Genomic DNA, 23,698 nt, shown 5'->3' with positions numbered 1-23,698 from the left:
CCTGCCACTCGGAGCGCTCCGGCCGGCAGGTGACCCCGCGTCCAATGGGGTGGAAATCGGGACGACTGTCGCTATGCGTCGCTATCAGGGCGCATCCTGGGGGACACTGCGGGGGCGGGCACGACGGGTGCACTGCCACGATTGCGGACGGGAGGGCCGTGTCGGACCAGCGCACCGTTCTCGACTTCCGCGCCGTGCTCGCGGCCATGCCGCTCCCCTGCTGGCTGCTCGACGCCAACCTGGTGGTGGTGGCGGTCAGCGACGCCCTGCTGCGGCTGACCGGGCGCTCCCGGGCCGAGCTGGTCGACCGCCCGGTCTCGTTGAGCTTCCCGACCAACCCCGCGCAGCCGAACGCACCTACCGAGGGCGGCCCGCTGACCGACTCGGTGGCCCGCGCCCTGGCCAGCGGCCGCACTGACGTCATCCCACGGATGCGGCACGACATCGAGTACCCGGTCGGTTCGGGCATCTACGTCGAGCGGTGGTGGGCCCTGACGAACTCGCCGATGTTCGATGCCGTCGGCCATGCCCTCGTCCTGAGCACCGTCTCCGACATCAGCGAGGCGGTGCACGGCGAGCTTGCTCGCCGTGAGTCCGAGCGCCGCGAGGAGCAGCTGATCGAGCACACCCAGCGGCTCGAGTCGGACCTCGACGAGCGTCGACGCCAGGTGGCCGAGCTCAGCGCCGCCGAGGAGCAGGTCGGACGTCGGCTGCAGGGTCTGGCTTTCGTGGCGCTCGAGCTGGCCGCCGCCGACACGGTGGAGGAGCTGACCGATCTGGTGGTGGTCCGCGGCGTGGCCGCGATGGGCTGCGACGGCGGTGGGGTCGCGGTGCGGGACGACGACGACGGCGTCGTCCGGCTGACCATCACCGACACTCGTCGGGAGGGCCAGCGGCTGCGTCAGGAGATGCCGATGACGGCGCACCTGCCCTCTGTGGTGTCCGCGATCGTGCCGGAGCCGATCTACCTGGGGAACCGGGACGAGGGCTACGCCTGGGGCGACGAGATGCACCTGGTCTACGCCACCTCCGGCTGCGACGCCTGGGCCTCGCTGCCACTGCTGGCCGAGGGTCGCCAGCTCGGCTCGCTGACCGTGAGCTGGGTCGAGCCGAGGGTGTTCACGGACGGCGAGAAGGAGCTGCTGTCGGCGTTCGCCGCGCAGTGCGCCCAGGCACTGCAACGCATCCAGGCCCGCGAGGCGGAGCGTGAGGCGACCATCTCGTCCCGGCTGTTGTCGGAGTCCCTGCAGCGCAGCCTGCTCACCGACCCCGCCCAGCCCGAGCACCTGCAGCTGGTGGCCCGCTACCTGCCGGCCACCCGCGAGGCCTACGTGGGAGGGGACTGGTACGACTCGTTCGAGCTCTCCGACGGCGACACGATGCTGGTGATCGGCGACGTCGCCGGCCACGACCGGATGGCCACCGCGTCGATGGCCCAGATCCGCGGCGTGCTGCGCGGCGTCGCGCACAGCCTGGACGGCTCGCCGGCGCAGGTGCTCACCGGCCTGGACCACGCGCTGCGCGACCTGGACGTCGACGCGCTGGCCACTGCCGTGCTGGCCCGAGTCGAGCGGGACGCGCAGCTCACGGTGCGCGGCGACCAGACGTCGTCCATCCGGCTGCTGCGCTGGTCCAACGCCGGGCACCCGCCGCCGATCGTGCTGCGCCCGGACGGTTCGGGCGAGCTGCTGGACAGCGAGCCGGAGCTGCTGCTCGGCCTGATGCCAGCCACCGCGCGGACCGACCACGAGCTGCTGCTCGAGCCCGGGATGACGCTGCTGCTGTACACCGACGGCCTGGTCGAGCGGCGCGGCGAGACGCTGACCCACGGCCTGGAGTGGCTGCGGCACCGGGTCGAGGCGCTGTCCGGGCTCCCGCTGAGCTCGCTGTGCGACTCGCTGCTCGGCGAGCTGCCCACCGACGCCGAGGACGACGTCGCGCTGCTCGCGATCCGGTGCCTGACGCTGGACGACTCCGGCGAGGAGATCGCCAAGACCCGGATCGAGCGGACCTTCTCCGTCGACCCGGACGGCGACGAACGGACGGCGCCGGCGAGGCGGCAGGATGTGTCGCTGGTGCTGCCACCGGACCACGGCGCCGTGCGCCGGGCGCGGTCGTTCGTGGAGCAACACTGCCGGCAGGCCGGCTACCCCGAGGCCGTCGTCGAGACCGTCGTGCTGCTGACCAGCGAGACGGTGACGAACGCGTTCATCCACGGCCGCAGCGAGGCCCGGCTGCGGCTGGTCATGCGCCCGGACCGGGTGCGGGTCGAGGTCGGCGACGACAACTCGCGGCATCCGCAGCGGGCCGAGCGCCAGGACGACGCGTTGGACGGGCGAGGCCTGGACATCCTGGACCTGGCCTCCTCCAGCTGGGGCGTCAAGGACGACATCGCCGGCAAGATCGTCTGGTTCGAAGTGCTGCCGCGCCGGTAGCCGCTCGTCGTTGAAGTCGTGCGGCACCGACAACTGCGCGACACTGCGCCATGCGGACGGTCGGGGTGGAGGAGGAGCTGCTTCTCGTCGAGCCCGAGTCTGGCGAGCCGCTCTCGCTGGCGACGCAGGTCGTCCGGTTGGCCGGCGCCGACCCCGAGCCCGTTGACCAGACCCGCCCCGGCGGGACGGTCGAGCGCGAGCTGCAGCTTCAGCAGATCGAGGTCGACACCCAGCCGCAGAGCGACCTGCGGGCGCTCGCCGAGGCCGTGGCGGACGCCCGTGCCCGCGCCGCCAGAGCCGCTGCAGGAGTTGGCGCCCACGTCGCCGCGTTGGCCACCTCGCCGCTGCCGGTCGCGCCACGCACCACCCCCGCCGCCCGCTACCTGGCCATGGCCGAGCGGTTCGGCCTTACCGAGAGCGAGCAGCTCACCTGTGGCCTGCACGTGCACGTGTCGGTCGACGGGGACGAAGAGGGCGTCGCGGCGCTGGACCGCATCCGGGTCTGGCTGCCCGTACTGCTGGCGATCAGCGCCAACTCGCCGTTCTGGCAGGGCGTGGACAGCGGCTACGGCAGCTACCGTTCCCAGGTGTGGAGCCGGTGGCCTTCGGCGGGACCGTTGCCGGTGCTCGGGTCGGGCGAGGCGTACCGCGAACGGGTCCGCGTGCTGCTGGCCAGCGAGGTGCCGATGGACGCCGGGATGCTCTACTTCGACGCCCGGCTGTCCGCCCAGTACCCGACGGTCGAGATCCGGGTCGCCGACGTGTGCCTGCTGGCGCGCGACACCGTGCTGGTCGCGGCGCTCGCGCGTGCCCTGGTGGACACCGCCGTCCGCCACTGGCGTGCCGGCCTGCCGGCCGCCCTCGTCCCGACGTCCCTGCTGCGGCTGGCCCACTGGCGCGCGTCCCGCTCGGGCTTGGACGACGTCCTGCTCGACCCGTGCTCGGGCCGCCCGGAACGGGCCAGCGCGGTGGTCGCGGCCTTGCTGGACCACGTGCGCGAAGCCCTCGACGACGCGGGTGACCTGGCCTTCGTCGAGAAGGGGCTGGAGGACCTGCTGGACCGCGGTCCAGGCGCCCTGCGGCAGCGTGCGATACACCGGCGGTCGGGCAACCTGCGCGACGTCGTCGCGGACGCCGTCCGACTGACCGCGCGGTAGCGGCCGGCTGGTCAGACCTGGGTCGGCGCCATGATGCCGGACGCGATCACGCTGCGCCGCAACGGGTTCAGCAACTCGGCCAGCCGCCGGGTGCCGTCCAGCCCGAGATGCGCCCAGCCATCCAGCGCGGACAGCTTGGTGGTCTCCTCCAGCTCCTCACGCAGGGTGCGGCCAGAGTCGGTCAGGCGCAGCCCGCTGCCGTGCACGCCACCGTCGTCGGCGGCCTCCACCAGGTCTTGCTCCATCAACCGGTCCGCGGCCTCCTGCCACTCCGCCTCGGTCCAGCCACGGCTGGACTGCAGGAAGCCGAGCTTGACGCCGGGAGCGTCCACCAGCCCGTAGGTCCACATCGCCTCGACCGGGCTGAGCCCGGCGGTGAGCAGGGCGGCGACGTGGCCGTCCCCGCGGTGCTCGCGGACCAGGGTCGCGGCGTGCCACAGCTGCATGAGTGGCTCGTCCGGCCAGGGCAGCGCCGCGTGGCCGGCGTACAGCGCGCGGCCGGGGGCGGTCAGCCCCTCACAGGCCTGGCGAGCCAGCTGCACGGCCTCGTCCAGTGCGCCGTCCGGGCCTTGCGCGAGGGTGTCGTCCAGGATCCGGTGCAGCGTCTGGCGCACCCCCTCGTGCCGAGCGGCCAGGACCCGCTCGGGTGATGCCACCGACCAGCAGTCCGGCAGCACCTTGCGTACCCGGCGCGGCGCGAAGACGAAGAACATCGCCTCGACCACCTCGGCCGGCACGGCACCCAGGGCCGCAGACCGGACCGGGAAGTAGGCGAGCCCGGGATGCAGCCCCAGCGCCTTGTACTGCTCGCGGCACTCGACGGAGAAGTAGCCGGGTACGTGCAGCAGCTCCAGCGAGGCCCAGGCGCGCTGCGCCCAGGTCTCCAGGTCTCCAGGGTCGCTCATCCGGGTCGGTTCCCTTCTCCGACAAGGTTTTCCAGGACGTCGGCCAGCCCGTCCGCGTACACGTCGGCGCAGGTCTGGTCGGCTGCCTCGCGGACCTCCGGCGGGGCCTGGCCCATGGCGACCGAGCGCCCGGCCCAGGCGAACATCTCCAGGTCGTTGCGCCCGTCACCGACCGCGAGCACGTCGCTCGCGGGCACCCCGAGGGAGTCGGCGACGAAGGCCAGGCCGTGCGCCTTGCTGACCCCTTCGGGTGCGATGTCCAGCCACGCGGTCCAGCCGACCGTGTAGCTGCCGCCGTGCAGGCCGAGGCGCTCCACCAGCTGCAGGAAGTCCTCGGGCGTGTGCTCGGGGCTGCGGACGACGACGCGCGTGGCCGGCTGCTCGAACAGCTCCTCGAACGGCACGATGGTCATCTTGCCGATCAGCTCGTCCTTCGGGAACGGGGCAGTGAGCCGGAAGCCGGTGCCCAGCTCCTCGACCGCGTAGACGGCCTGCGGCAGGTGCTCGCGCAGCAGGGTCAGGGCCGCGCGCGGGTCGAAGGTCACCAGGTCCGCGATCTCGTAGCCAGCGTCGATGCTCGGGTCCAGCCGCAACGTGACCGCACCGTTGCTGGTGACCGCGTAGCCGTGGGTCAGGTCGAGCCGATCCAGCACCGGCGTGGTGGCGATCAACGAGCGCCCGGTGGACAGCACCACCTCGCGGCCGGAGTCGGCGACCGCGCGCACCGCGTCGCGGACTCGGTCGGTGAGCCCGCCGTCGTGGTCCAGGATGGTGCCGTCGACGTCGAGCGCGACGATCGGCCAGGGCTGCGCCGCCGGCCGGGCCGGATCGCTCACGAGCGCCCAACCGGCTCGAGCACGTCCAGCCCGACGAACGGCCGCAACGCCTGCGGGACCACGACCGACCCGTCGGCCTGCTGGTGGTTCTCCAGGATCGCGACCAGCCAGCGGGTGGTGGCCGCGGTGCCGTTCAGCGTCGCGACGTACCGGGTGGCGCCGTCCTTGGCCGGGTCGCGCTCGCGGATGCCCAGCCGGCGGGCCTGGTACGTCGTGCAGTTGGACGTCGAGGTGAGCTCGCGGTATCGGCCCTGGGTCGGCACCCACGCCTCGCAGTCGTACTTGCGCGACGCCGGGCCGCCGAGGTCACCGGCCGCCACGTCGATCACCCGGTAGGGCAGCTCGACGGCGTCCAGCAGGCCGCGCTCGAAGTCCAGCAGCCGCTGGTGCTCGGCGACCGCTTCCTCGACGGGGCAGTAGCTGAACAGCTCGATCTTCTGGAACTGGTGCACCCGGATGATGCCGCGGGTGTCCTTGCCGTGCGAGCCGGCCTCGCGGCGGAAGCAGGTCGACCAGCCGGCGTACCGGATCGGACCGTTCGCCAGGTCGAGGATCTCGTCGGCGTGGTAGCCGGCCAGCGCGACCTCCGACGTCCCGGTCAGGTACAGGTCGTCGTCCGCCAGGCGGTAGACCTCGCTGGAGTGCGCGTCCAGGAACCCGGCGCCGGCCATCACGTCCGGCTTGACCAGCGTGGGTACGACCATCGGGCTGAACCCGGCCTCGATGGCCCGGCTCATCGCGAGGTTCAGCAGGCCGAGCTCGAGGCGGGCGCCCTGCCCGGTCAGGAAGTAGAAGCGTGAGCCGCCGACCTTGGCGCCGCGGGGGATGTCGATGGCGCCCAGCAGCTCGCCGAGCTCGACGTGGTCACGCGGCTCGAAGCCCTCGGCCGCGAAGTCCCGCGGCGTGCCCACCTCGTGCAGCAGGGTGAAGTCGTCCTCGCCGCCGGAAGGGACACCCGGCTGGATCAGGTTGCCGATCCGGCGGACCAGCACCTGCAGGTGCTCGTCGGCCACGCCCGCCTGCTGCTCGAGGTCCTTGACCCGCTCGCTGAGCGTCTTGGCGTGCGCGATCAGCGCCGGCTTGTCCTCCTTGGCGGCGGCCGAGACCGTCTTGCCGTAGGTCTTCTGCTCGGCCCGGGCGCGCTCGAACTCGGCCAGCGAGCTGCGCCGCCCCTCGTCGGCGGCCAGCGCCGCGTCGACCAGGTCGGCGTCCTCCCCGCGCGCCCGCTGACTGGCGCGTGCGGCGTCCGGGTCGTCCCGCAGGATCTTCAGATCGATCACGACATCGAGCCTATCCTCCGTCGTCCAGCCGGTTTGGCCCGTGGCAGATAGGTTGGGCGACCATGACCGTGCAACCGATCTCGCTGCTGATCGCGGCCGTCGTGGTCGTGGCAGCGTTCGCGGTCCTCGGGGTGCTGGTGGTCCGGTACCGCCGCCGGTTGGCCGAGCTCGACCCGGAGCCGGTGCAGGACGACCGGACCCGGCGGGCGGCCGTCATCATCAACCCCACCAAGTTCGACGACCTGGACGCCGTGCGCGAACAGGTGACCAAGGTGTGCCGGGCCCAGGGCTGGGCGGAGCCGCTGTTCCTGGAGACCACCGAGGACGACCACGGCGCTGGCCAGGCGAAGCAGGCTTTGGACGAGGGCGTCGACCTGGTCTGCCCGCTCGGCGGCGACGGCACGGTGCGCGAGGTCGCCTCGGCGATGGTGCACACCGGTGTGCCGCTCGGGCTGCTGCCCGGCGGCACCGGGAACCTGCTGGCTCGCAACCTCGAACTGCCGCTGGACAGCGTGGACGACGCGCTGACGGTCGCGCTTCGCGGGGTCGACCAGGCCATCGACGTGGGCATCGTGGAGTTCGACTCCTCGGGCGAGGACGAGGGCCCGGACAGCAGGGTCTTCCTGGTGATGGCCGGCCTGGGTTTCGACGCGCAGATGATGGCCGGCACACCGGAGAAGCTCAAGGCCCGGTTCGGCTGGCTCGCCTACGCGGTCTCCGGCGCCCGCCACATCACCGGCCCCCGGGCCAAGGCGCGCATCGTCGCGGACGACCAGTCCGAGTTCACCCGCCGGGTACGCACGGTGCTGGTCGGCAACTGCGGGACGCTGACCGGCGGCATCCGGTTGATCCCGGACGCCGAGGTGGACGACGGCTGGCTCGACGTGGTCACGTTGTCCCCCAAGGGGGTCGTGAGCTGGGCTAGCGTCGCCGCCCGGGTGCTGACCCGGCGCGGTCACCACCGGGTGGAGCGGATTCGCTGCCGCACCCTGGAGGTGCGGGTCGACCGGCCCACCGAGGCCCAGCTGGACGGCGACGTGGTGGGCCAGGTGCGCGCACTGCGAGCGCGGGTCGATCCGGGTGCGCTGCTGATCCGGTTGCCCGCCAACCGAGGCCGCGGCTGATGAGCCCGACCACCGCCCAACAGGCCCGGCCTCGTCTGGTCGCTGGGGCCGTCGCAGCCGTGGTCTGCGCGGTGCCGGTCGCCGTCCTGGCTCTGCTGATCCGCGACCAGTCCGGTGCTGTGGTGCGCTTCGACCAACGGGTCGTGCAGTCGACGACCGGCTGGGCGATCCGGCATGAGGTGCTGGCCGATATCGCCGAGGTCGGCGGCTACGTCCTGCATCCCTTCGTGTTCCGGTTCGCGGTGCTGGTCGCAGCGATCCTGCTGTGGCGCAACGGTGCTCGGACCGCAGCCCTGTGGGTGGCCAGCACCATGCTGGTGGGGACGCTGCTCGGGGTGGCGCTCAAGGCCGCGGTCTCGCGCGCACGTCCGGTGCTGGACCAGCCGGTCTCGTTTGCCAGCGGGTTCTCGTTCCCGTCGGGGCACGCGCTGAACGCGGCACTGGGCTGTTCACTGCTGGTGGTTCTGCTGTGGCGGCCGGCGGGTCGACGTCGGCACCGGGTGGTGCTGGTCGCGGTCGCGGTGGTGCTGACCCTACTCACCGGACTCGACCGACTCGTGCTGGGCGTGCACTTCCCGAGCGACGTGGTCGCCGGCTGGCTGGTCGGTGGGCTGGTCGTCGCAGCGTCCTGGGTCGCGTTCGGGCCAGTTCTGCGGCAGCGTGCACTGCGCGGCGCCGAACGCGCCGTCGACGAGCAGGCCGACGAGCCAGCCGACGAACCGACGAGGCGGAGGAACCCGTGACCGGACTGGTCGACCCCGGATCGACGAAGGCCGGGGTGAACCCACGGCTGAAACCACCCGACGGGTCGCTGCCCCCCGCAGGACGACTGGCCAAGGTGTTGGCGGGGCAGGTGCTGCTCCCGGTCGCCGCCTGGTTCGTGGTGCTGTGCGGCGTCGGATACCTGCTCGGTCACCAGCTCAAGGACGCGGTGTCCGGGGAGGACGGCGTCAACCGGTGGTTCGCCGCGCACCGCACGCCGACCTGGAACGACATCACGTTGGTGGTCTCGCACCTCGGGAACACCAGCACGATCATCATCGGCATGCTGGTGTCCGCGTTCATCATCTGGCGGCTGAGCCATCGACTGCGCGAGCCGGTCGCGCTGATCGTCGGGGTGGCCAGCCAGGCGCTGGTTTTCCTGCTGACCACGTTGCTGATCGACCGCCAGCGGCCGGACGTCCCGAAGCTGGACACGTCGCCGCCGACGTCGTCGTTCCCGTCCGGGCACACGGGGGCGTCGGCCGCCCTGTACTTCGGGCTGGCGATCATCTGCGCGACCTTCTTCGAGCGCCGGTGGCTGCGGGTGCTCCTGGGGGTGGGGTTCGCGCTGATCCCGTTCGCGGTGGCGACGGCGCGGCTCTACCGCGGGATGCACCATCCCTCAGATGTGGTGTTCGGGATGCTCAACGGGTTGATCTGCATGCTGATCGCTCGCCGGGCACTGCAGCGCGCCTGATCTCGGCCGTCCACAGGCGGCTGCGTCCACAGGTGTGCTGGTCAGTCCCACTGTGCACAGATGTGGTGCGGGACACTCGATCCGGCCGGGGGGTCCGTACGGTCGAGGCATGACTTCAGCCCCCACCGACGAGTCCGGCGCCGCCTCTGCGGCGTTGGCGGACGCGTTGGCGGCGTTGGATCGGTTCGCTGCTGTCGAGGGGTGGCGGCTGGCCGAGGCCGAGCTGGGTGAGGCGCTGGCCGGGTTGGACCGGCTGGCCCGCCGGGTCGGGGCTCAGGCGGTCCGGGTGGTCGCCGAGGCCGAGGCCCGCGGGCTGCCCGGCCAGGGCGGGCACGCCCGGGCCGCGGGCTGGGTCGCCCAGGTGGTGCCGACGATGAGCGGGCGCCAGGCCGCCGCGCTGGGACGGCGCGCTGGGGAGCTGTTCACCGGCGCGGCCGCGGTCGACCTGGGCCCGACCCGGGCCGCGGTGCTGGCCGGTGCGGTCGGGTTGGACCAGGCCGACATCATCACCGCCACGATCACCGCGCTGCAGCCCCCCACCGTGCCGGCCCAGATGATCGACGCCGACACCGTGGACGAGGCGCAAGCCTTCCTGCTCGAGCAGGCCGGCGTGTTCGAGGCCGGCAAGCTGCGCCGCCTGGCCGGCTACCTGCGTGACCGCCTGGACCCCGACACCGACACCCGGCTGGCCCGCGACGAAGCCGCCCGCGACCGGGCCCGCACCCTGACCCTGGCCGCCACCGAGTCCGGCATGGTGCACCTGCAAGGCACCCTGACCCCGGCCTGCGGGGCCGCCCTGACCACCGCGATCGACGCCTGGTCCGCCCCCCAACCCGCCAGCGACGGCACCCCCGACCCCCGCAGCCCCACCCAACGCCGCCACGACGGCCTGCACCGCCTCGCCCAGACCGCGATCGCCACCCCGGACCTGCTCCCCTCCAGCCACGGCAGCCCCTACCGGATCCTGCTCACCGTCCCGCACACCACCTTCGCCGCCGCCCTGACCAACGCAGAACCCACCGGGCTGACCGGGCTGGCGCCAGCCACCCTGCCCGACGGCACGCAACTGTCATCCACCGCCTTGCAGGTCATCGGCTGCGACGCCGACCTGGTACCCGTGCTGGTCGACGACGTCGGCAACCCCCTAGACGTCGGAGACACCCAGTACGCCTTCCCGACCAAACAGCGCACCGCCATAGCCCTCCGCGACCAGCACTGCACCTACCCCGGCTGCACCGCCCCACCCACGCACTGCGACATCCACCACCTGACCCCGTTCTCCCAAGGCGGACGAACCGCGGTATCCAACGGAACCCTGCTCTGCGGGCGCCACCACCGACACGTGCACGCCGCCGGCACGATCGGCCGGCTCGAACAAGGCCACGTCCACTGGGACACCGCATCACCCGCCAACGGCCAACACGTCGGTCAACACCACCCCAGCGCCGCCAACCTCACCCGAGCTCAACGCGCCCTCGACCACCTCATTCGCCGTTACCTCACCCGACTCAGGCGCTGAACGACCCCTCGCGCCCAACCACAGACGCCGCTGAGACGCTGACCCGCAACCCTTTCGACGAAACCTGGTGGTGCCCGCAGGGCTGCTTCGGTGCGCCTGGGCACTCTCTACCGTGCGTTGATCACGGTCCTCGATCGAAGCTCGGGGCACACCGTGGGCGGAGGCTTCAAACGCGACTGAGCCCGGCTCAGGCATCGCCGGAACGCAGCGCGCCCAGCCAGTCGCCGGCATCGCCGAAAGCTTGGTCCGTTGTCGACGCGGTCACGCTGACGGACTGCGCGTCGGCGCGCGGGTACGAGCCCAACCAGCGCACCTCACGGCAGGTCCGGTGCAGCCCCATCAGCGCCTCGCCCACCCGGGCCTCTCCGATGTGGCCCTCACAGTCGATCGAGAAGCAGTACTGCCCCAACGACTCCCCGGTCGGGCGGGACTCGATCCGCGACAGGTTGATCCCGCGGGTGGCGAACTGCTCCAGCATCTCCAGCAGTCCGCCGGGATGGTCGTCGGCCTGGAACACGACGAGCGACGTCTTGTCCGCACCCGTCGGCGGCGCGACCGGTCCGGGCCGCTGCACCAGGACGAACCTCGTCACTGCAGCGGCGTTGTCACCCACGTCCGTTGCCAACACCTCGAGCCCGAACCGCTGCGCCGCAAGCGGAGCGCACAGCGCGGCGTCGTACGGCGGCGCCTCGGCCGCCGCCGGGTCGAGCCCCTCCGCCGCTCCCGCAGTCGACAGCGCCGGCACGTACACCGCCCCGGGCAGGTGCGCACCGACCCAACCGCGGCACTGGGCCCAGCCGTGCGGGTGGGACGCAACCCGTCGGATGTCGGCCAGCGCCGTCCCCGGGCGGGCGGCCAGCACGAACGTGATCGGCACGAGCATCTCGCGGGTCACCCGCAGCGCCGAGCCGTTGGCCAGTGCGTCCAACGTGGCGCTGACCCCACCCTCGACCGAGTTCTCGATCGGCACGACGGCCGCGGCCAGCACACCCGAGCGCACCGCCGCCAGCGCAGCGTCCACGCTGGCCATCGGCCGGGCCACCGCGCCGGCCGGGAGGACCTGCCGCAGTGCCGCCTCGGTGAACGTGCCGGATGGACCGAGGTAGCCGTACTCGCCCAACGCTTCGCTCACCGCTTCGCTCCCAGCTCGGCGGTGGCAGCGGACACGGCCTCGGCCTCCTCCGGGCTCAGCGCGTGCTCGGCCTTGCCCGCGAGCAGACCCTTGGCGTACGAGCGCGTCTCGCCGCGCCCGTGGATCGAGGTCAGCACCAGGCCGTCACCCGCGTCGTCCAGGACCGCTGCGGAGAACGACAGCCTCCCACCCATGTCGCCGAACGCGTCGAACCGGACGACCGCCACGTGCCGCAGGCTGGCTGCGACGTCCGAGCTCACGCGGTCCAGCTGGGCCTGCTGCCTCTCCACCTGCTCGCGCAACAGGCTCACCTCCGCGGCGTGCCGGGTGGCGACCTCGAGCACGTCACCTTCGCCGGAGTGGCCGCGCAGGACCCGCAGGCCCCGCCGGATCCGGCGCATCCGCAGCTGAGCGCCCACCGCGATGACCAGTGCGAGCACCGCGATGCACGCGCCGACCACGGCGACGATGGCGGTGGGGGCGGGCTCGAGAAGCGGTTGCGCAGCGGCAACGGGCAGGGCGTGCACGCCCCGGAGCCTACGCGTCAGGCTCGGGCCACGTACCCTCTGGCTGTGCCCGAGCACGAGCCCCCCACCGAGAGCGGACAGCCCGACCCCGGCTACCTGGACGTCGGCTTCGCCCGCCTGGACGTCGACCGCGCCCGGCGCACCGGCGACCCCGAGGTCGTGTTCGGTCAGGGCAAGACCCCGGAGCAGGTGGTCACCACGCTGAGCCGGCTGGCTGCCACGCACCACGACCGGGCGATCTTGGCCACCCGGCTGGACGCCGAGGCCCGCGCCGCCGTCCGCGAGTCGCTGCCCGCGGCCGACGTGGACGACGTCTCGCGCACCGCGGTGCTCGGCCCGCTGCCCGTCGCCCGGGGCACCGTCCTGGTCGTCGCGGCCGGCACCTCGGACGCCCCGGTCGCCGCCGAGGCGATGATCACCGCGCGGGTGCACGGCGCGCATGCCGAGCGGGTGGACGACGTCGGCGTCGCCGGACTGCACCGGCTGCTCGCCGTCCGCGACCGCCTCGACCAGGCCGACGCACTGGTCGTGGTGGCGGGCATGGAGGGCGCACTGCCCAGCGTGGTCGGTGGCCTGACCGGCGTACCGCTGGTCGCCGTGCCCACCTCCATCGGCTACGGCACCGGCGCCGGCGGGCTGGCGGCGCTGCTGGCGATGCTGAACTCCTGCGCGCCCGGCATCGCGGTGGTGAACGTGGACAACGGCTACGGCGCCGGCGTGCACGCCGCCCGGATCGCCCGCCGCGCGCGACCCCGGGACGACGCGTGATCTGGGTCGACGCGTGATCTGGGTCGACGCCTCCAGCGGAGCGAGCGGCGACATGCTGCTGGCCGCCCTGCACGACCTGGGCGTGCCGGCCGAGGTGATGGCTGGCGCCGCCGCCGCGGTGGCACCGGTCGAGGTCACTTTCGAGCGCGAGGTGCGGCACGGTTTCGCCGTCGGCCGGGCGCACGTACGCGGCCTCGAGACCGACATCCCGCACCGCACCTGGGCGGACGTCCGCGAGCTGCTCGACATCGCCGAGCTGCCCGAGCCGGTGCGCGACATGGCGCACCAGGCGTTCGCCCGGCTCGCCGAGGCCGAGGGCCGGGTGCACGGCACCAGCGCGGACGACGTGCACTTCCACGAGGTCGGGGCGCACGACGCGATCGGTGACGTGGTCGGTGTGTGCGCCGGGTTCGCCTGGCTCGGCGACCAGGTCTGCGTCGGGCCGATCGCCCTCGGGTCCGGGACTGCCCGCAGCGCGCACGGTGAAATCCCGGTGCCGGTGCCGGCCGTGCTGCACCTGCTGACCGCCGCGGGGGCGCCGGCCCACGGCGGCCCGGTGGAGATGGAGCTGTGCACCCCGACTGGCGCCGCCCTGCTCACGACGCTGGCCGACTCGTACGGCGCGATGCCGGCGATGACCGTCGACCAGGTCGGGGCCGGCGCCGGGTCCCGGGTGCTGCCCGGCCGCCTCGGCGCCTTGCGGCTGGTCCGTGGCACAGCCAGCGACACCCCATCGACCACGGCCGTGGTGCTGGAGACCAACGTCGACGACCTCGACCCGCGGGTCTGGCCGAACGTGCTGACCCGGCTGCTCGACGAGGGCGCGTCTGATGCCTGGCTCACCCCGATCCTGATGAAGAAGGGCCGCCCGGCCCACACCCTGCACGTGCTGTGCCCCGACGACCCGGCCGCGCGCGAGCGGCTGGCCAGGGTGGTGTTCACCGAGACCAGCGCCATCGGCCTCCGGACCGTTCCAGTAGCCAAGACGGCGCTCTCGCGCAGCGAGACGACGGTGGACGTCGACGGGCATCCGGTCAGGGTCAAGCTGGCCGCGCTGGACGGCCGGGTGGTCAACGCGCAGCCCGAGCACGACGACGTCCTCGCCGTGGCCCGGCTGACCGCTGCGCCGCTGAAGTCGGTGCTGGCCCGCGCCGCCGCTGCGGCCTCGGCCCAGCTGGGGCGACCGTGCGACTCGTGACAGGCTGACGTCGTGGACTGGACCGTCGCGCTGACCGCGCTCGTGCTCATCGTCCCGGTGGAACTGCCCGATAAGACCTTCGTCGCCACCCTCGTGCTGGCGACCCGCTACCGGCCGCTGCTGGTCTGGATCGGCGTCGGGCTCGCGTTCTTCGTGCAGACCCTGGTGGCGGTCACGGCCGGCGGGCTGATCTCGCGGCTGCCGCACGGTCCGGTCGTCGCCTTCGCCGCCGTGATGTTCCTGATCGGCGGCATCGTCCTGCTGCGCGGTGCGAAGAAGGCGGACGAGGAGGAGGCCGAGACCGAGGCCGAGTTCGGCGCCAAGGTCACCGGGCCGGCCACCGGCTGGCGGGCCGTGCTGGCGAGCTTTACCGTGCTGTTCGTGGCCGAGTGGGGCGACCTGTCCCAGCTGCTCACCGCCGGGCTTGTCGTACGCACCAAGGACCCGCTGTCGGTGTTCGTCGGCGCCTGGGTCGGCCTGCTGCTGGTCTCGGCGCTCGGCGCCGTCGCTGGTCGGGCGCTGCTAAAGCGGGTCCGGCTCGCCACGGTGCAGCGCATCGGCGGCGGCGTCTGCCTGCTGCTTGCGTTGGTCTGCGCGCTCCAGGCCGCCGGCGTCGACCTGCCCATCTGAGCGGCCGGCCCGAGCGGGCCGCCGAGCATGAAAGGCTTGTCCTCATGACCGAGACCCCCCGGCGTCCGCGCACGACCCACCACGGCGACGTGCTGCGCACCGAGCGGCTCAGCCCGCACCTGGTGCGCGTCGTCCTCGGTGGCTCCGGCCTTGTCGCCTTCGACACCGGCGGCTACACCGACCACTACGTGAAGCTGCTGTTCGCCAACCCGAGCGCACCGGACGTCGACCTGTCCGATGTCGCAGCGCTGCGCGAGCGGCTGCCGCGCGAGCACTGGCCGGTCACCCGCACCTACACCGTGCGGGCCTGGGACAGGGCGAGCCTGGAGCTCACCCTCGACTTCGTGGTGCACGGCGACGAGGGTCTGGCCGGACCGTGGGCGGCCAACGCACAGCGCGGGGACCGCCTGTGGTTCAGCGGTCCGGGTGGCGGCTACACGCCCGACCCGGACGCCGACTGGCACCTGCTGGCCGGTGACGAGAGCGCGCTGCCCGCCATCGCGGCCGCCTTGGAGGAGCTGGACGACCGCGCTGTCGGCACTGCGTTCATCGAGGTGCCGGACCAGGCCGACGTCCTACCGCTGACCGCACCTGCCGGGGTGGACGTGGTGTGGCTGCACCGCGAGGACCGACGGGTCGGCGAGCTGCTCGTGGACCAGGTGCGCGCGGCCGCGTTCCGGCCCGGCCACCCTCAGGTGTTCGTGCACGGCGAGGCCACCTTTGTGAAGGAGCTTCGCACGCACCTGCGCGTCGAGCGGGAGCTGCCGCGCGGGCGGCAGTCGATCTCCGGCTACTGGCGGCTCGGCCTCAACGAGGACGGCTGGCAGTCGTCGAAGTCGACCTGGAACGAGGCCGCCGATCGCGAGGAGCAGCAGGCCCTCGCCCGGGCGCAGGGCTGACTCGGATCGGTTGCACAGGGTCACCGGAGCACTGCGTTAGGTTGCTGGATGCACCCGAGTCGTGCAAGATCGTCCAAAATGGTCCGACATCCCGAACCCGGCGACCGCAGACGAGCCCTCCCCACCTCGGCACGGGGGCGGCTGCTGGCCGCCACAGCTGCCGCGCTGACGGTCCTCGGCGCGGCCACCCTTCTGGGCATCGGACCGGCCGGCCATGAGTCCACCCGGGCCTCCACCCAGGATTCGGCGTCAGCGGCCGCCGAGGATGCGGCCGCGATGTCCGGTCTGGACCTGACCACCGCCGCGCGCAGCGCCGACGCCGACAAGGCGAGCCGCAGCAGCCGGAGCGTCGCGCCCTCGTCCAAGCCCAGCCCGAAGCCCCGCCCGAAGGCCAGCCCGCAGCTCAGCCCGAAAGCCAGCTCGAAAGCCCAGGCCCGAACGACGGCTCCGAGGATCACCACCGCGGCTCCGCCCAAGGCACAGCCGAAGAAGACGACCGCGCCGACCACCAGCAAGCCGGTCAGCAAGCCGTCCGGGTCCATGGTGTCCCAGGTCATCGCGCTGGTGAATTCCGAGCGGGGCAGGGCCGGTTGCGGTGCGCTTCGCGAGAGCTCGCAGCTCGACGCCGCGGCATACGGCCACAGCAAGGACATGGCCACCCACGACTACTTCTCGCACGTGTCCCAGGACGGCCGCACCTTCGATGTCCGGATCCGCGCGGCCGGGTACTCCGGCCACACGCTCGGCGAGAACATCGCGGCCGGTCAACGCACCGCCAGCGCCGTGATGGCGTCCTGGATGGGCAGCTCCGGGCACCGCGCCAACATCCTGAACTGCGCGTTCAAGCAGATCGGCGTCGGCGTCGCGTCCGGCGGCTCCTACGGCACCTACTGGACGCAGGACTTCGGCGGCTGAACCACCTTCCACAGCAGCGCGAGCGCGACCAGCGCACCCAGGGTGAAAGAGTTCTGCAGCAGCTTGCCGAACCACAGCACCGGCCAGTCGTTCGCGACCCAGCTGATGCCCCACCACGGCAGCCGGCACAGGAACCACACGGTCACCACCCCGGCGAACACCACGCGGCGGCGCTCGCGACCGTCGCCGAGCAGGGCCGCGATGACCACCACCATCCACGCGAAGTGGTGCACCCAGGCCACCGGCGACAACAGCACGGCCATCAGGCCGACGGCGGCGACCTCCGCGACCGGGTCCCCGGCCCGGTAGGCGCGACGCGCCAGCGCGAAGCCGATCACCGCCACCACCAGCGCGGCGAACAGCCAGAGTGCGGTGCCGGCGGTGCCGTCCGGGCCGAGCCGCAGGATCGCCCCGCGCAGTGACTGGTTCGACGTCCCGCGGTTGGGGCCCAACCGGTTCGGGTCGCTGAGCGCGCCGCCCCAGAACGCGACGGACGCCTCCGGCAGCACCAGCGCTGCCGCGATCGTGGCCGCGGCCGCGGCCGCCAGGCCCGCGGCGAGCTCGCGCCAGCGGCGGCACACGGCGAAGTGCACGAAGAACACACCCGGGGTGAGCTTGATCGCCGTGGCCAGGCCGATCCAGGCCCCGCACCAGCGGTGCCAGCGCCCGGTCGGCAGCGCCAGGTCGGCCAGGCAGGCCAGCACCAGGAACGCGTTGACCTGTCCGAAGCGCACGCCGTCCGAGACCGGCAGCAGGTAGAGCATCGGGACGGTCAACAGCGCAGCGGCGAGCCAGCCCCACGGCGCGACCCGGTCGAGCAGGCGGCGGAACGCGATCAGCACCGTCGCGTACGTCGCGGCGACCTGCAGCGCCGTCCAGACCCAGCCGAGCGCGCCGAACGGCAGCAGCGCCATCGGCAGCGCGACGATGGCAGCGAACGGCGGGTAGGTGAACGGCAGCAGCTGCGGCGACTCGGTGAGCTGCTCGTAGATCGGGCGACCGTAGACCAGCGACCGGGCCGCCTCGCGGTAGACCTCGATGTCGACCTGCCACTGGTCGCCGGGCCAGCTGACCAGGTAGTGCCAGGCGATCGGCAGCTCGGCCAGGACCAGGACGGCGACCACCAGGAGCAGCTGGATCGCAGGGCGCTGCAGTCGGGTCACCGGGACAGTCTGTCTGACCCCCGCACGAACCAGGCCCCTACCCTGTGCAGGTGCCGACCCGACCCCACGCGACCCGCTGGCTGCCGCTGCTGACCGCCCTGCCGCTGCTCGCGGGGCTGCTGCTGCTCCCGGTCGCTGCGGCCAGCGCCGCACCCACGCCGGCCCCCGTCGTCCTGATCGGTACTGGCGGCGTGCAGTGGAGCGACGTCTCGCCCGAGGCGACGCCGAACCTGGCTCGCCTCGTCCAGGTCGGCGCGATCGGCGACGTCACGGTGCGCAGCGTCAAACCCGCGGCGTGCCCGGTGGACGGCTGGCTCGCGGTCTCGGCCGGACGTCGCGCCGGCGACGTTCGCGACCCGAAGGCCAAGGACCCCGCCGCGCAAGTCTGCCGCGCGCCTGAGGTGAATGCCGGGATCGCCCCCGGCGGCTCCGCGACGGTGACCACCTGGCCGCGCTACCTCGCCGCCGCCAAGGCGGAGAAGTTCGACGCGACGCCGGGCCTGCTCGGCGACGCGCTCGCCAAGGCCGGAGTCTGCGCGAACGCGGTCGGCTCCGGCGGCGCCGTCGCGCTGGCCCGCCACGACGGCACCGTCGGCCGCTACACGCCCAACGACTCGTCGAACCCGGCGGACCTCGGCCAGGTGCTGTCGTCGTCCGACTGCCCGCTCACCGTGCTGGACGTCGGTGCCGTGCGTGACCCGGCCAACCCGCTGCCCGGCCCGCCGGAGACGGGCGTGGCCATCACCTCCGGCGACCGAGCGGCCCAGGTCCGAGCGGTCGACGAGGCGGTCGGCCGCGCGCTGGACGCGGTGCCGGACGGCGCGCGCGTCTTCGTCCTCTCGCTGGCCGACTCGGGTGCGACCCCGCACCTGCAGCTCGGTGCGGCCACCGGCCCGGGCTACGGGCCGGGCTGGCTGTGGACGTCGTCCACCCGACAGGTCGCGCTGGTGCAGGCCACCGACGTCACGCCGACCCTGCTGAGCCTGCTGGGCGTGCCCGAGCCGAACACCCTGGTCGGTTCGCCGATCACCAACCGCTCGGTGGCCGCCGGCCAGGCGCCCGCCAGCGCCGATGCCCGGCTGCAGAAGGTCGAAGACCTCGAGAACGCCGCCCAACGGGTGCAGAAGCTGGTCGCGCCGTTCTTCGACGGGCTCGTGCTCGCCCAGCTTCTGCTCTACGGCGGCGTGGCGATCGTGCTGCGGCACAGCTGGACAGCTGGCTCGCGACGCCGGCGGCTGTTGTCGCTGGTGCGCCGTACCGCGTTGGTCTTCGCCTGCGTGCCGGTCTCGACGTACCTGGCCAACACCGTGCCGTGGTGGCGGTACCAACACGCGCTCCTGATGGTGGTGCTGGCGGTGGCCTGCTACGTGCTCGCCCTGTCACTGGTCGCCCAGCTCGGACCGTGGCGGCACCGGCTGCTCGGGCCGTTCGGGGCAGTCGCCGGGCTGACCTCGGTGGTGCTGGCGGCCGACATCGTGACCGGTTCGCGGTTGCAGACCTCGAGCCTGATGGGACTGCAACCCGTTGTGGCAGGGCGGTTCTACGGGTTCTCGAACGTGGCGTTCGCGCTGTTCGCCACCGGGGCGATGCTGTTCGCTATCGCGGTGGCCGACCACTTCGTCCAGCAGGAGCGGCGGCGGACGGCTGCTGTCTGCGTGGCCGTGGTCGGGATGGTGGCGACCGCTCTGGACGTGAGCCCGTCCTGGGGCAGCGACTTCGGTGGTCCGATGGGATTGGTGCCGTCCTTCGCCATCCTGACGCTGCTGGTGCTGGGCGTTCGGTTGTCCTGGCGCAAGATCGCGCTGATCGCTGCGGGCACCGTCCTGCTGCTCGCTGCGGTCTCGGTGGTGGACTGGCTGCGCCCGGCGGACCAGCAGACCCACCTCGGCCGGTTCGTGCAGACCGTGATCGACGGCGGGGCGTGGCAGGTGATCTCGCGCAAGGGTGAGCAGAACCTGTCGATCCTGTTCGGCAGCGTGCTGTCGATCCTGGTGCCGGTCGCGGCTCTGTTCGTGGTACTGGTGCTGATGCGGCCCTCGTCGGTCGGAGCGGGTGCGCTGCAACGGGCCTACGACCGCAGCCCCACGCTGCGCCAGGGGCTCTACTGCCTGCTGCTGCTGCTGGGCATCGGCTTCGCGGTGAACGACTCCGGGACGGCGATCCCGGCCGTAGGCTTCACCCTGGCCATCCCGCTGATCATCGCGGCGAGCGTGCGGGCCCTCGAGGACGAGGAACGCGCAGCGCCAGCAGAGCTAGCGCCAGCCACAGCGCCAGCCCGATCCACGGAGCCCACCCTCGGCGATAGCCCAGCGTGAGGTCCTGCACGCGCTGGCTCGACCCGATCACCCGACCCGGCACGTACGCGACGGCATAGGCCACCAACCGGGCCAGCAGCAACGCATCCAGCGCCGGCACGGCGACCAGCGCGAGCGGCGCCCACACGACGGCGTCGTACCAGGGCAACGAGTACGGCGCACCGAGGACGTACGCGGCACCGAGCACTACGGCGACCCCGGCTGCGTCGACGCTGACCTGCGCCGGCTCGGCGACCACGCGCTCACCGGGCCGGACCAGCAGCCAGAGCAGCACGGCGAGCCCGAGCACGACGAGCGGGGTCAGCCAGACCACGGCGTCGCGGACCACGGCGTTCGACACCGGACCGGTGACCCACTCGACGAACGGGCGCCACGGGGTGGCCAGCGACACGAAGCGCCGCGCCCGGCTGAGCTGGTCGAAGGTGTGCGCGCCGGCCCACAGCTGGGCGGGCACCAGCACCAACGCCGCGCCCAGGACGCCGGCCAGCGAGGGTCGCCAGAACTGTCCCCGGTCCCTGCGCCACAACGCGAACAGCAGCGCGGGCCCGAACAGTGCGAAGGTCACCTTCACCCCGACCGACGCCCCGAGCAGCACCCCGGCCAGCAGCGGACCGGTCCACCCGGGCCCGCCCAGCACTCGGCGTCGGCCGGCCACCGCGAGGGCGCCGATGGCCAGCGCCGCGCCGAGCAGGTCGACGTGCGCCCCGACCAGCAGCACCCCGAACAGCACCGGGTTCAGCAGCCACACCCACGCGGCGCGCTGCACCTGCGGCCCGTCGGGCCCACCGAAAGCGTTGCGGCACAGCAACAGGACCAACCAGCCCGCGGCGAGCCACGCGGCCAGGCAGACCAGCTGCCAGCACCAGACGGTCAGCCGGAGGCTGTCCCCGCCGACCAGGCTGCACAGCGCCTGCACCGCAGTGGCCACCGGCCCGTAGATGCTCGGGGTCGTCGTCCAGGGGGGCTCGACGGCACCGGTCACCGGGTCGTGGCCGCCGTGCCAGGTCTGCGGGGGTACCGCGTAAGGATCACCGCCGCCAGCGGCGATCCGGCCGTACGCGGCGTAGCTGACGTGGTCTGCCGACCCGAGCGGGGCCACCAGCACCGCGAGCACGGCGACCCCGCCGGCAGCGACGAGCGCGGCGGGTGGCAGTCGCTCACCGCGGTAGGCGGCCCACAGTCCTAGTGCCACACCGATCGCACCGAGCAGGTAGGCGCCGTCGACGAGCCCGGTGACGAGTGCGGACGACGCGTGGAACCCGATGGACCACGGGGGCAGCGCGGCCTGCCAACCGGTCGCGGAGCCGAGGTCCGGCGATGCGGCGGACGGTCCGAACGCGGCCGTGAGGACCATCGTCAGGCTGGAGACGGCGACGGCCCCCAAGGCCCACGGGGTCAGCGTCCGGCCAGCCGCCCGGGCGTCGGCCGTCATCGTCGGCGCAGTGCCACGCGGGTCCGCCGCACGGCCAGCGCACGCCACACGTCGCGGTACTGGTGCAGCCGGTGCAGCTGGTCGCCGAACCCGGTGCCGGTGACCCGGTGGTGCAGCTCGCAGGGCACCTCCTCGATGGTCAGGCCACGGCGCAGCACGTCCACCGTGAGCCCGACCTCGACGCCCCAACCGTGCGCCAGCGGCTGCGCGGCCTCGAAGGCGTCGCGGGTCAGGCAGCGCATGCCGGACAGCGGCTGGGTCGGCGTCCACCCGGTGAGCCGCTCGATGCCGCGTCGGGCCAGCCCGACCACGAAGCCCCGACCGCCGCCGGCGCTCTTCTGGGTGGGCAGCACCGCGATGGTCATGTCAGCGCGACCACTGACCACCGGCTCGACCAGCGCGCCGGTCTGGGTCGCCGACTCCTCGAGGTCGGCGTCGATGAACAGCAGAGCGTGGGTGGCCTGCTCGTGCCGGGCCACGTAGGCAGCGCCGGTCTGCATGGCCTTGCCCTTGCCCTGGTTGCGGTCGTGCCGGACGACGTCGGCGCCCGCGTCGCGGGCCACCAGCGAGGTCTCGTCACTGCTGCCGTCGTCCACCACGACGACCAGGTCGACGTTCGCGATCGCGGACGCCGCGCGGATCGTCGCGTCGATGCGCTGCGCCTCGTCCTTGGCCGGGATGACGACGGCGACGGGCGGGGGCTGCGAAGTCACCCGACGGAGCCTAGTGCGGAAAGGTAGGGTCTGGCGCATGCCCGGAGCGGACACCGAAGTAGGACGGCTGCGCACCGTCATGCTGCACCGCCCAGGCGCTGAGCTGCGCCGGCTGACCCCACGCAACAACGACCGTCTGCTGTTCGACGGCATCCCGTGGGTGGACCGCGCCCAGGACGAGCACGACGCGTTCGCGGCCGCGCTGACCGACCGGGGCGTCGAGGTGCTCTACCTGGCCGACCTGCTGCGGGAGTCGCTGAACGTGCCGCAGGCTCGGCACGAGACGGTCGAGTCCGCGCTGGCCCAGCCGCACGTCGGCGACCGGCTGGCCAGCCGCGCGCGGCTGCTGCTGGGTGACCTGACCGAGGCCGAGCTCGCCGAGGTGCTGATCGCCGGGTTGCGGCACGACGAGCTGTCCGCGCGACGTCCCATGCAGCGACCCGGGGTCGTCTCGTCGTTGGCCTCGCCCGAGGACTTCGTGATCGACCCGTTGCCCAACCTCCTGTTCACCCGCGACTCCAGCGCCTGGGTGGGCCCGCAGGTCGCGGTGACCAGCCTGGCGATGCCGGCTCGACGCCGGGAGACGTCGCTGACCCAGGCGATCTACCGGCACCATCCGCGCTTCGCCGGCACGGCGCTGGCCTACGAACCGAACCTGGAGCACGTGGAGGGCGGCGACATCCTGCTGCTGTCCGCCGGAGTGGTCGCGGTCGGCACCGGCGAGCGGACAACGCCGGCCGGGGTGGAGCGGCTGGCCGGACGGCTGCTGCGCAGCGGGCTGGCGCACACCGTGCTGGCCGTGCCGATCGCCCAGGAGCGCGCGACCATGCACCTGGACACGGTCTGCACCATGGTCGACGTCGACTCGATCGTGATGTACCCCAACGTCGCGCACACACTGACTGCCCTGGCCATCACGCTGAACGGTGACGACGTGCTGCGGGTCGACCCGGCCCGGCCGTTCCTGGACGCGGCAGCCGACGCGATGGGCATCGAGCGGCTGCACGTCATCGACACCGGGCTGGACCCGGTCACCGCCGAGCGCGAGCAGTGGGACGACGGCAACAACACGCTCGCACTCTCGCCGCGGGTGGCCGTGGCCTACGAGCGAAACACCGAGACGAACGCCCGGTTGCGGGACGCCGGGATCGAGGTGGTCGCGATCGCCGGCAGCGAGCTGGGCAGCGGACGCGGCGGGCCGCGCTGCATGTCCTGCCCGATCGACCGCGACCCGACGGGGTGAGTCCTGGCCGTACGATCATCCTCGGGAATGGTGGCCGATCGGAGGTGA

21 protein-coding genes are annotated in these 23,698 nt (G+C 72.9%); 13 read left to right on the top strand and 8 right to left on the bottom strand.

Annotation, left to right across the window (positions count from 1 at the left end; genetic code table 11):
* Positions 1–158: 158 nt before the first annotated feature.
* Complete coding sequence (locus tag ACPPVT_RS00490) at positions 159–2,435, top strand: SpoIIE family protein phosphatase (protein WP_426564430.1); 2,277 nt, start codon at positions 159–161, stop codon at positions 2,433–2,435.
* Positions 2,436–2,485: 50 nt separating this feature from the next.
* Positions 2,486–3,592, top strand: coding sequence for a glutamate--cysteine ligase (locus ACPPVT_RS00485; protein ID WP_426564428.1), 1,107 nt, complete (start codon positions 2,486–2,488; stop codon positions 3,590–3,592).
* 11 nt (positions 3,593–3,603) lie between these two features.
* Here ACPPVT_RS00485 and ACPPVT_RS00480 read toward each other — a convergent pair whose 3' ends face one another.
* The 3 genes from ACPPVT_RS00480 to serS are packed head-to-tail and all read right to left on the bottom strand — an operon-like array spanning position 3,604 to position 6,613.
* Positions 3,604–4,497 (bottom strand): SCO6745 family protein, encoded by an 894-nt coding sequence (locus ACPPVT_RS00480; protein WP_426564426.1) that lies wholly within the window; start codon positions 4,495–4,497, stop codon positions 3,604–3,606.
* Positions 4,494–5,333, bottom strand: a complete 840-nt coding sequence (locus ACPPVT_RS00475; protein ID WP_426564424.1) for an HAD family hydrolase — start codon at positions 5,331–5,333, stop codon at positions 4,494–4,496. The genes ACPPVT_RS00480 and ACPPVT_RS00475 overlap by 4 nt, the downstream gene beginning before the upstream one ends.
* A complete protein-coding gene (serS, locus tag ACPPVT_RS00470; RefSeq protein ID WP_426564422.1) occupies positions 5,330–6,613 on the bottom strand; it encodes a serine--tRNA ligase in 1,284 nt (427 codons plus the stop codon). The genes ACPPVT_RS00475 and serS overlap by 4 nt, the downstream gene beginning before the upstream one ends.
* A gap of 62 nt (positions 6,614–6,675) precedes the next feature.
* Between serS and ACPPVT_RS00465 the strand changes: the two genes are divergently transcribed.
* The 4 genes from ACPPVT_RS00465 to ACPPVT_RS00450 all read left to right on the top strand — a co-directional run bounded on the left by ACPPVT_RS00465 (position 6,676) and on the right by ACPPVT_RS00450 (position 10,715).
* Positions 6,676–7,737, top strand: a complete 1,062-nt coding sequence (locus ACPPVT_RS00465; protein ID WP_426564420.1) for a diacylglycerol/lipid kinase family protein — start codon at positions 6,676–6,678, stop codon at positions 7,735–7,737.
* Positions 7,737–8,480: a phosphatase PAP2 family protein gene (locus ACPPVT_RS00460; protein ID WP_426564418.1), complete on the top strand. Its 744-nt coding sequence runs from the start codon at positions 7,737–7,739 to the stop codon at positions 8,478–8,480. Before ACPPVT_RS00465 ends, ACPPVT_RS00460 begins: the two co-directional genes overlap by 1 nt.
* On the top strand, positions 8,477–9,196 hold the full coding sequence (locus tag ACPPVT_RS00455) for a phosphatase PAP2 family protein (protein WP_426564416.1): 720 nt from the start codon (positions 8,477–8,479) through the stop codon (positions 9,194–9,196). Before ACPPVT_RS00460 ends, ACPPVT_RS00455 begins: the two co-directional genes overlap by 4 nt.
* Before the next feature lie 109 nt (positions 9,197–9,305).
* Positions 9,306–10,715 (top strand): DUF222 domain-containing protein, encoded by a 1,410-nt coding sequence (locus ACPPVT_RS00450; protein ID WP_426564414.1) that lies wholly within the window; start codon positions 9,306–9,308, stop codon positions 10,713–10,715.
* A 187-nt stretch (positions 10,716–10,902) separates the two neighbouring features.
* Here ACPPVT_RS00450 and pheA read toward each other — a convergent pair whose 3' ends face one another.
* Positions 10,903–11,847, bottom strand: coding sequence for a prephenate dehydratase (pheA, locus tag ACPPVT_RS00445; RefSeq protein ID WP_426564412.1), 945 nt, complete (start codon positions 11,845–11,847; stop codon positions 10,903–10,905).
* Positions 11,844–12,374, bottom strand: a complete 531-nt coding sequence (locus ACPPVT_RS00440) for a DUF4446 family protein (RefSeq protein WP_426564410.1) — start codon at positions 12,372–12,374, stop codon at positions 11,844–11,846. Before ACPPVT_RS00440 ends, pheA begins: the two co-directional genes overlap by 4 nt.
* Positions 12,375–12,419: 45 nt before the next feature.
* Between ACPPVT_RS00440 and larB the strand changes: the two genes are divergently transcribed.
* The 5 genes from larB to ACPPVT_RS00415 all read left to right on the top strand — a co-directional run bounded on the left by larB (position 12,420) and on the right by ACPPVT_RS00415 (position 16,784).
* Complete coding sequence (gene larB, locus ACPPVT_RS00435) at positions 12,420–13,142, top strand: nickel pincer cofactor biosynthesis protein LarB (RefSeq protein WP_426564408.1); 723 nt, start codon at positions 12,420–12,422, stop codon at positions 13,140–13,142.
* A 13-nt stretch (positions 13,143–13,155) separates the two neighbouring features.
* Positions 13,156–14,340: a nickel pincer cofactor biosynthesis protein LarC gene (larC, locus tag ACPPVT_RS00430; protein WP_426564406.1), complete on the top strand. Its 1,185-nt coding sequence runs from the start codon at positions 13,156–13,158 to the stop codon at positions 14,338–14,340.
* Positions 14,341–14,352: 12 nt separating this feature from the next.
* Complete coding sequence (locus ACPPVT_RS00425) at positions 14,353–14,970, top strand: TMEM165/GDT1 family protein (RefSeq protein WP_426564404.1); 618 nt, start codon at positions 14,353–14,355, stop codon at positions 14,968–14,970.
* A 44-nt stretch (positions 14,971–15,014) separates the two neighbouring features.
* On the top strand, positions 15,015–15,869 hold the full coding sequence (locus ACPPVT_RS00420) for a siderophore-interacting protein (protein WP_426564402.1): 855 nt from the start codon (positions 15,015–15,017) through the stop codon (positions 15,867–15,869).
* Between the two features lie 78 nt (positions 15,870–15,947).
* Entirely contained in the window at positions 15,948–16,784 is an 837-nt protein-coding gene (locus ACPPVT_RS00415) for a CAP domain-containing protein (protein ID WP_426564401.1), read from the top strand.
* Here ACPPVT_RS00415 and ACPPVT_RS00410 read toward each other — a convergent pair.
* On the bottom strand, positions 16,757–17,947 hold the full coding sequence (locus ACPPVT_RS00410) for a glycosyltransferase 87 family protein (RefSeq protein WP_426564399.1): 1,191 nt from the start codon (positions 17,945–17,947) through the stop codon (positions 16,757–16,759). The two genes, ACPPVT_RS00415 and ACPPVT_RS00410, sit on opposite strands and share 28 nt — an antisense overlap.
* A 50-nt stretch (positions 17,948–17,997) precedes the next feature.
* Between ACPPVT_RS00410 and ACPPVT_RS00405 the strand changes: the two genes are divergently transcribed.
* The gene (locus tag ACPPVT_RS00405) at positions 17,998–20,262 is read left to right on the top strand and encodes a hypothetical protein (RefSeq protein WP_426564397.1); all 2,265 of its coding nucleotides are present in this window, start codon (positions 17,998–18,000) and stop codon (positions 20,260–20,262) included.
* On the opposite strand, the gene mptB is transcribed toward ACPPVT_RS00405, so the two are convergent.
* A complete protein-coding gene (gene mptB / locus ACPPVT_RS00400; RefSeq protein ID WP_426564395.1) occupies positions 20,144–21,694 on the bottom strand; it encodes a polyprenol phosphomannose-dependent alpha 1,6 mannosyltransferase MptB in 1,551 nt (516 codons plus the stop codon). The genes ACPPVT_RS00405 and mptB overlap by 119 nt on opposite strands.
* A complete protein-coding gene (locus ACPPVT_RS00395) occupies positions 21,691–22,446 on the bottom strand; it encodes a glycosyltransferase family 2 protein (protein WP_426564393.1) in 756 nt (251 codons plus the stop codon). Before ACPPVT_RS00395 ends, mptB begins: the two co-directional genes overlap by 4 nt.
* On the opposite strand from ACPPVT_RS00395, the gene ACPPVT_RS00390 reads away from it, so the two are divergent.
* A complete protein-coding gene (locus ACPPVT_RS00390) occupies positions 22,445–23,650 on the top strand; it encodes an arginine deiminase (RefSeq protein WP_426564391.1) in 1,206 nt (401 codons plus the stop codon). The two genes, ACPPVT_RS00395 and ACPPVT_RS00390, sit on opposite strands and share 2 nt — an antisense overlap.
* Positions 23,651–23,698: the final 48 nt, after the last annotated feature.

This window comes from Angustibacter sp. McL0619 (assembly GCF_049994355.1).
Classification (GTDB): Bacteria; Actinomycetota; Actinomycetes; order Actinomycetales; family Angustibacteraceae; genus Angustibacter.
This window is presented reverse-complemented; position numbering and strand designations above follow the sequence as displayed.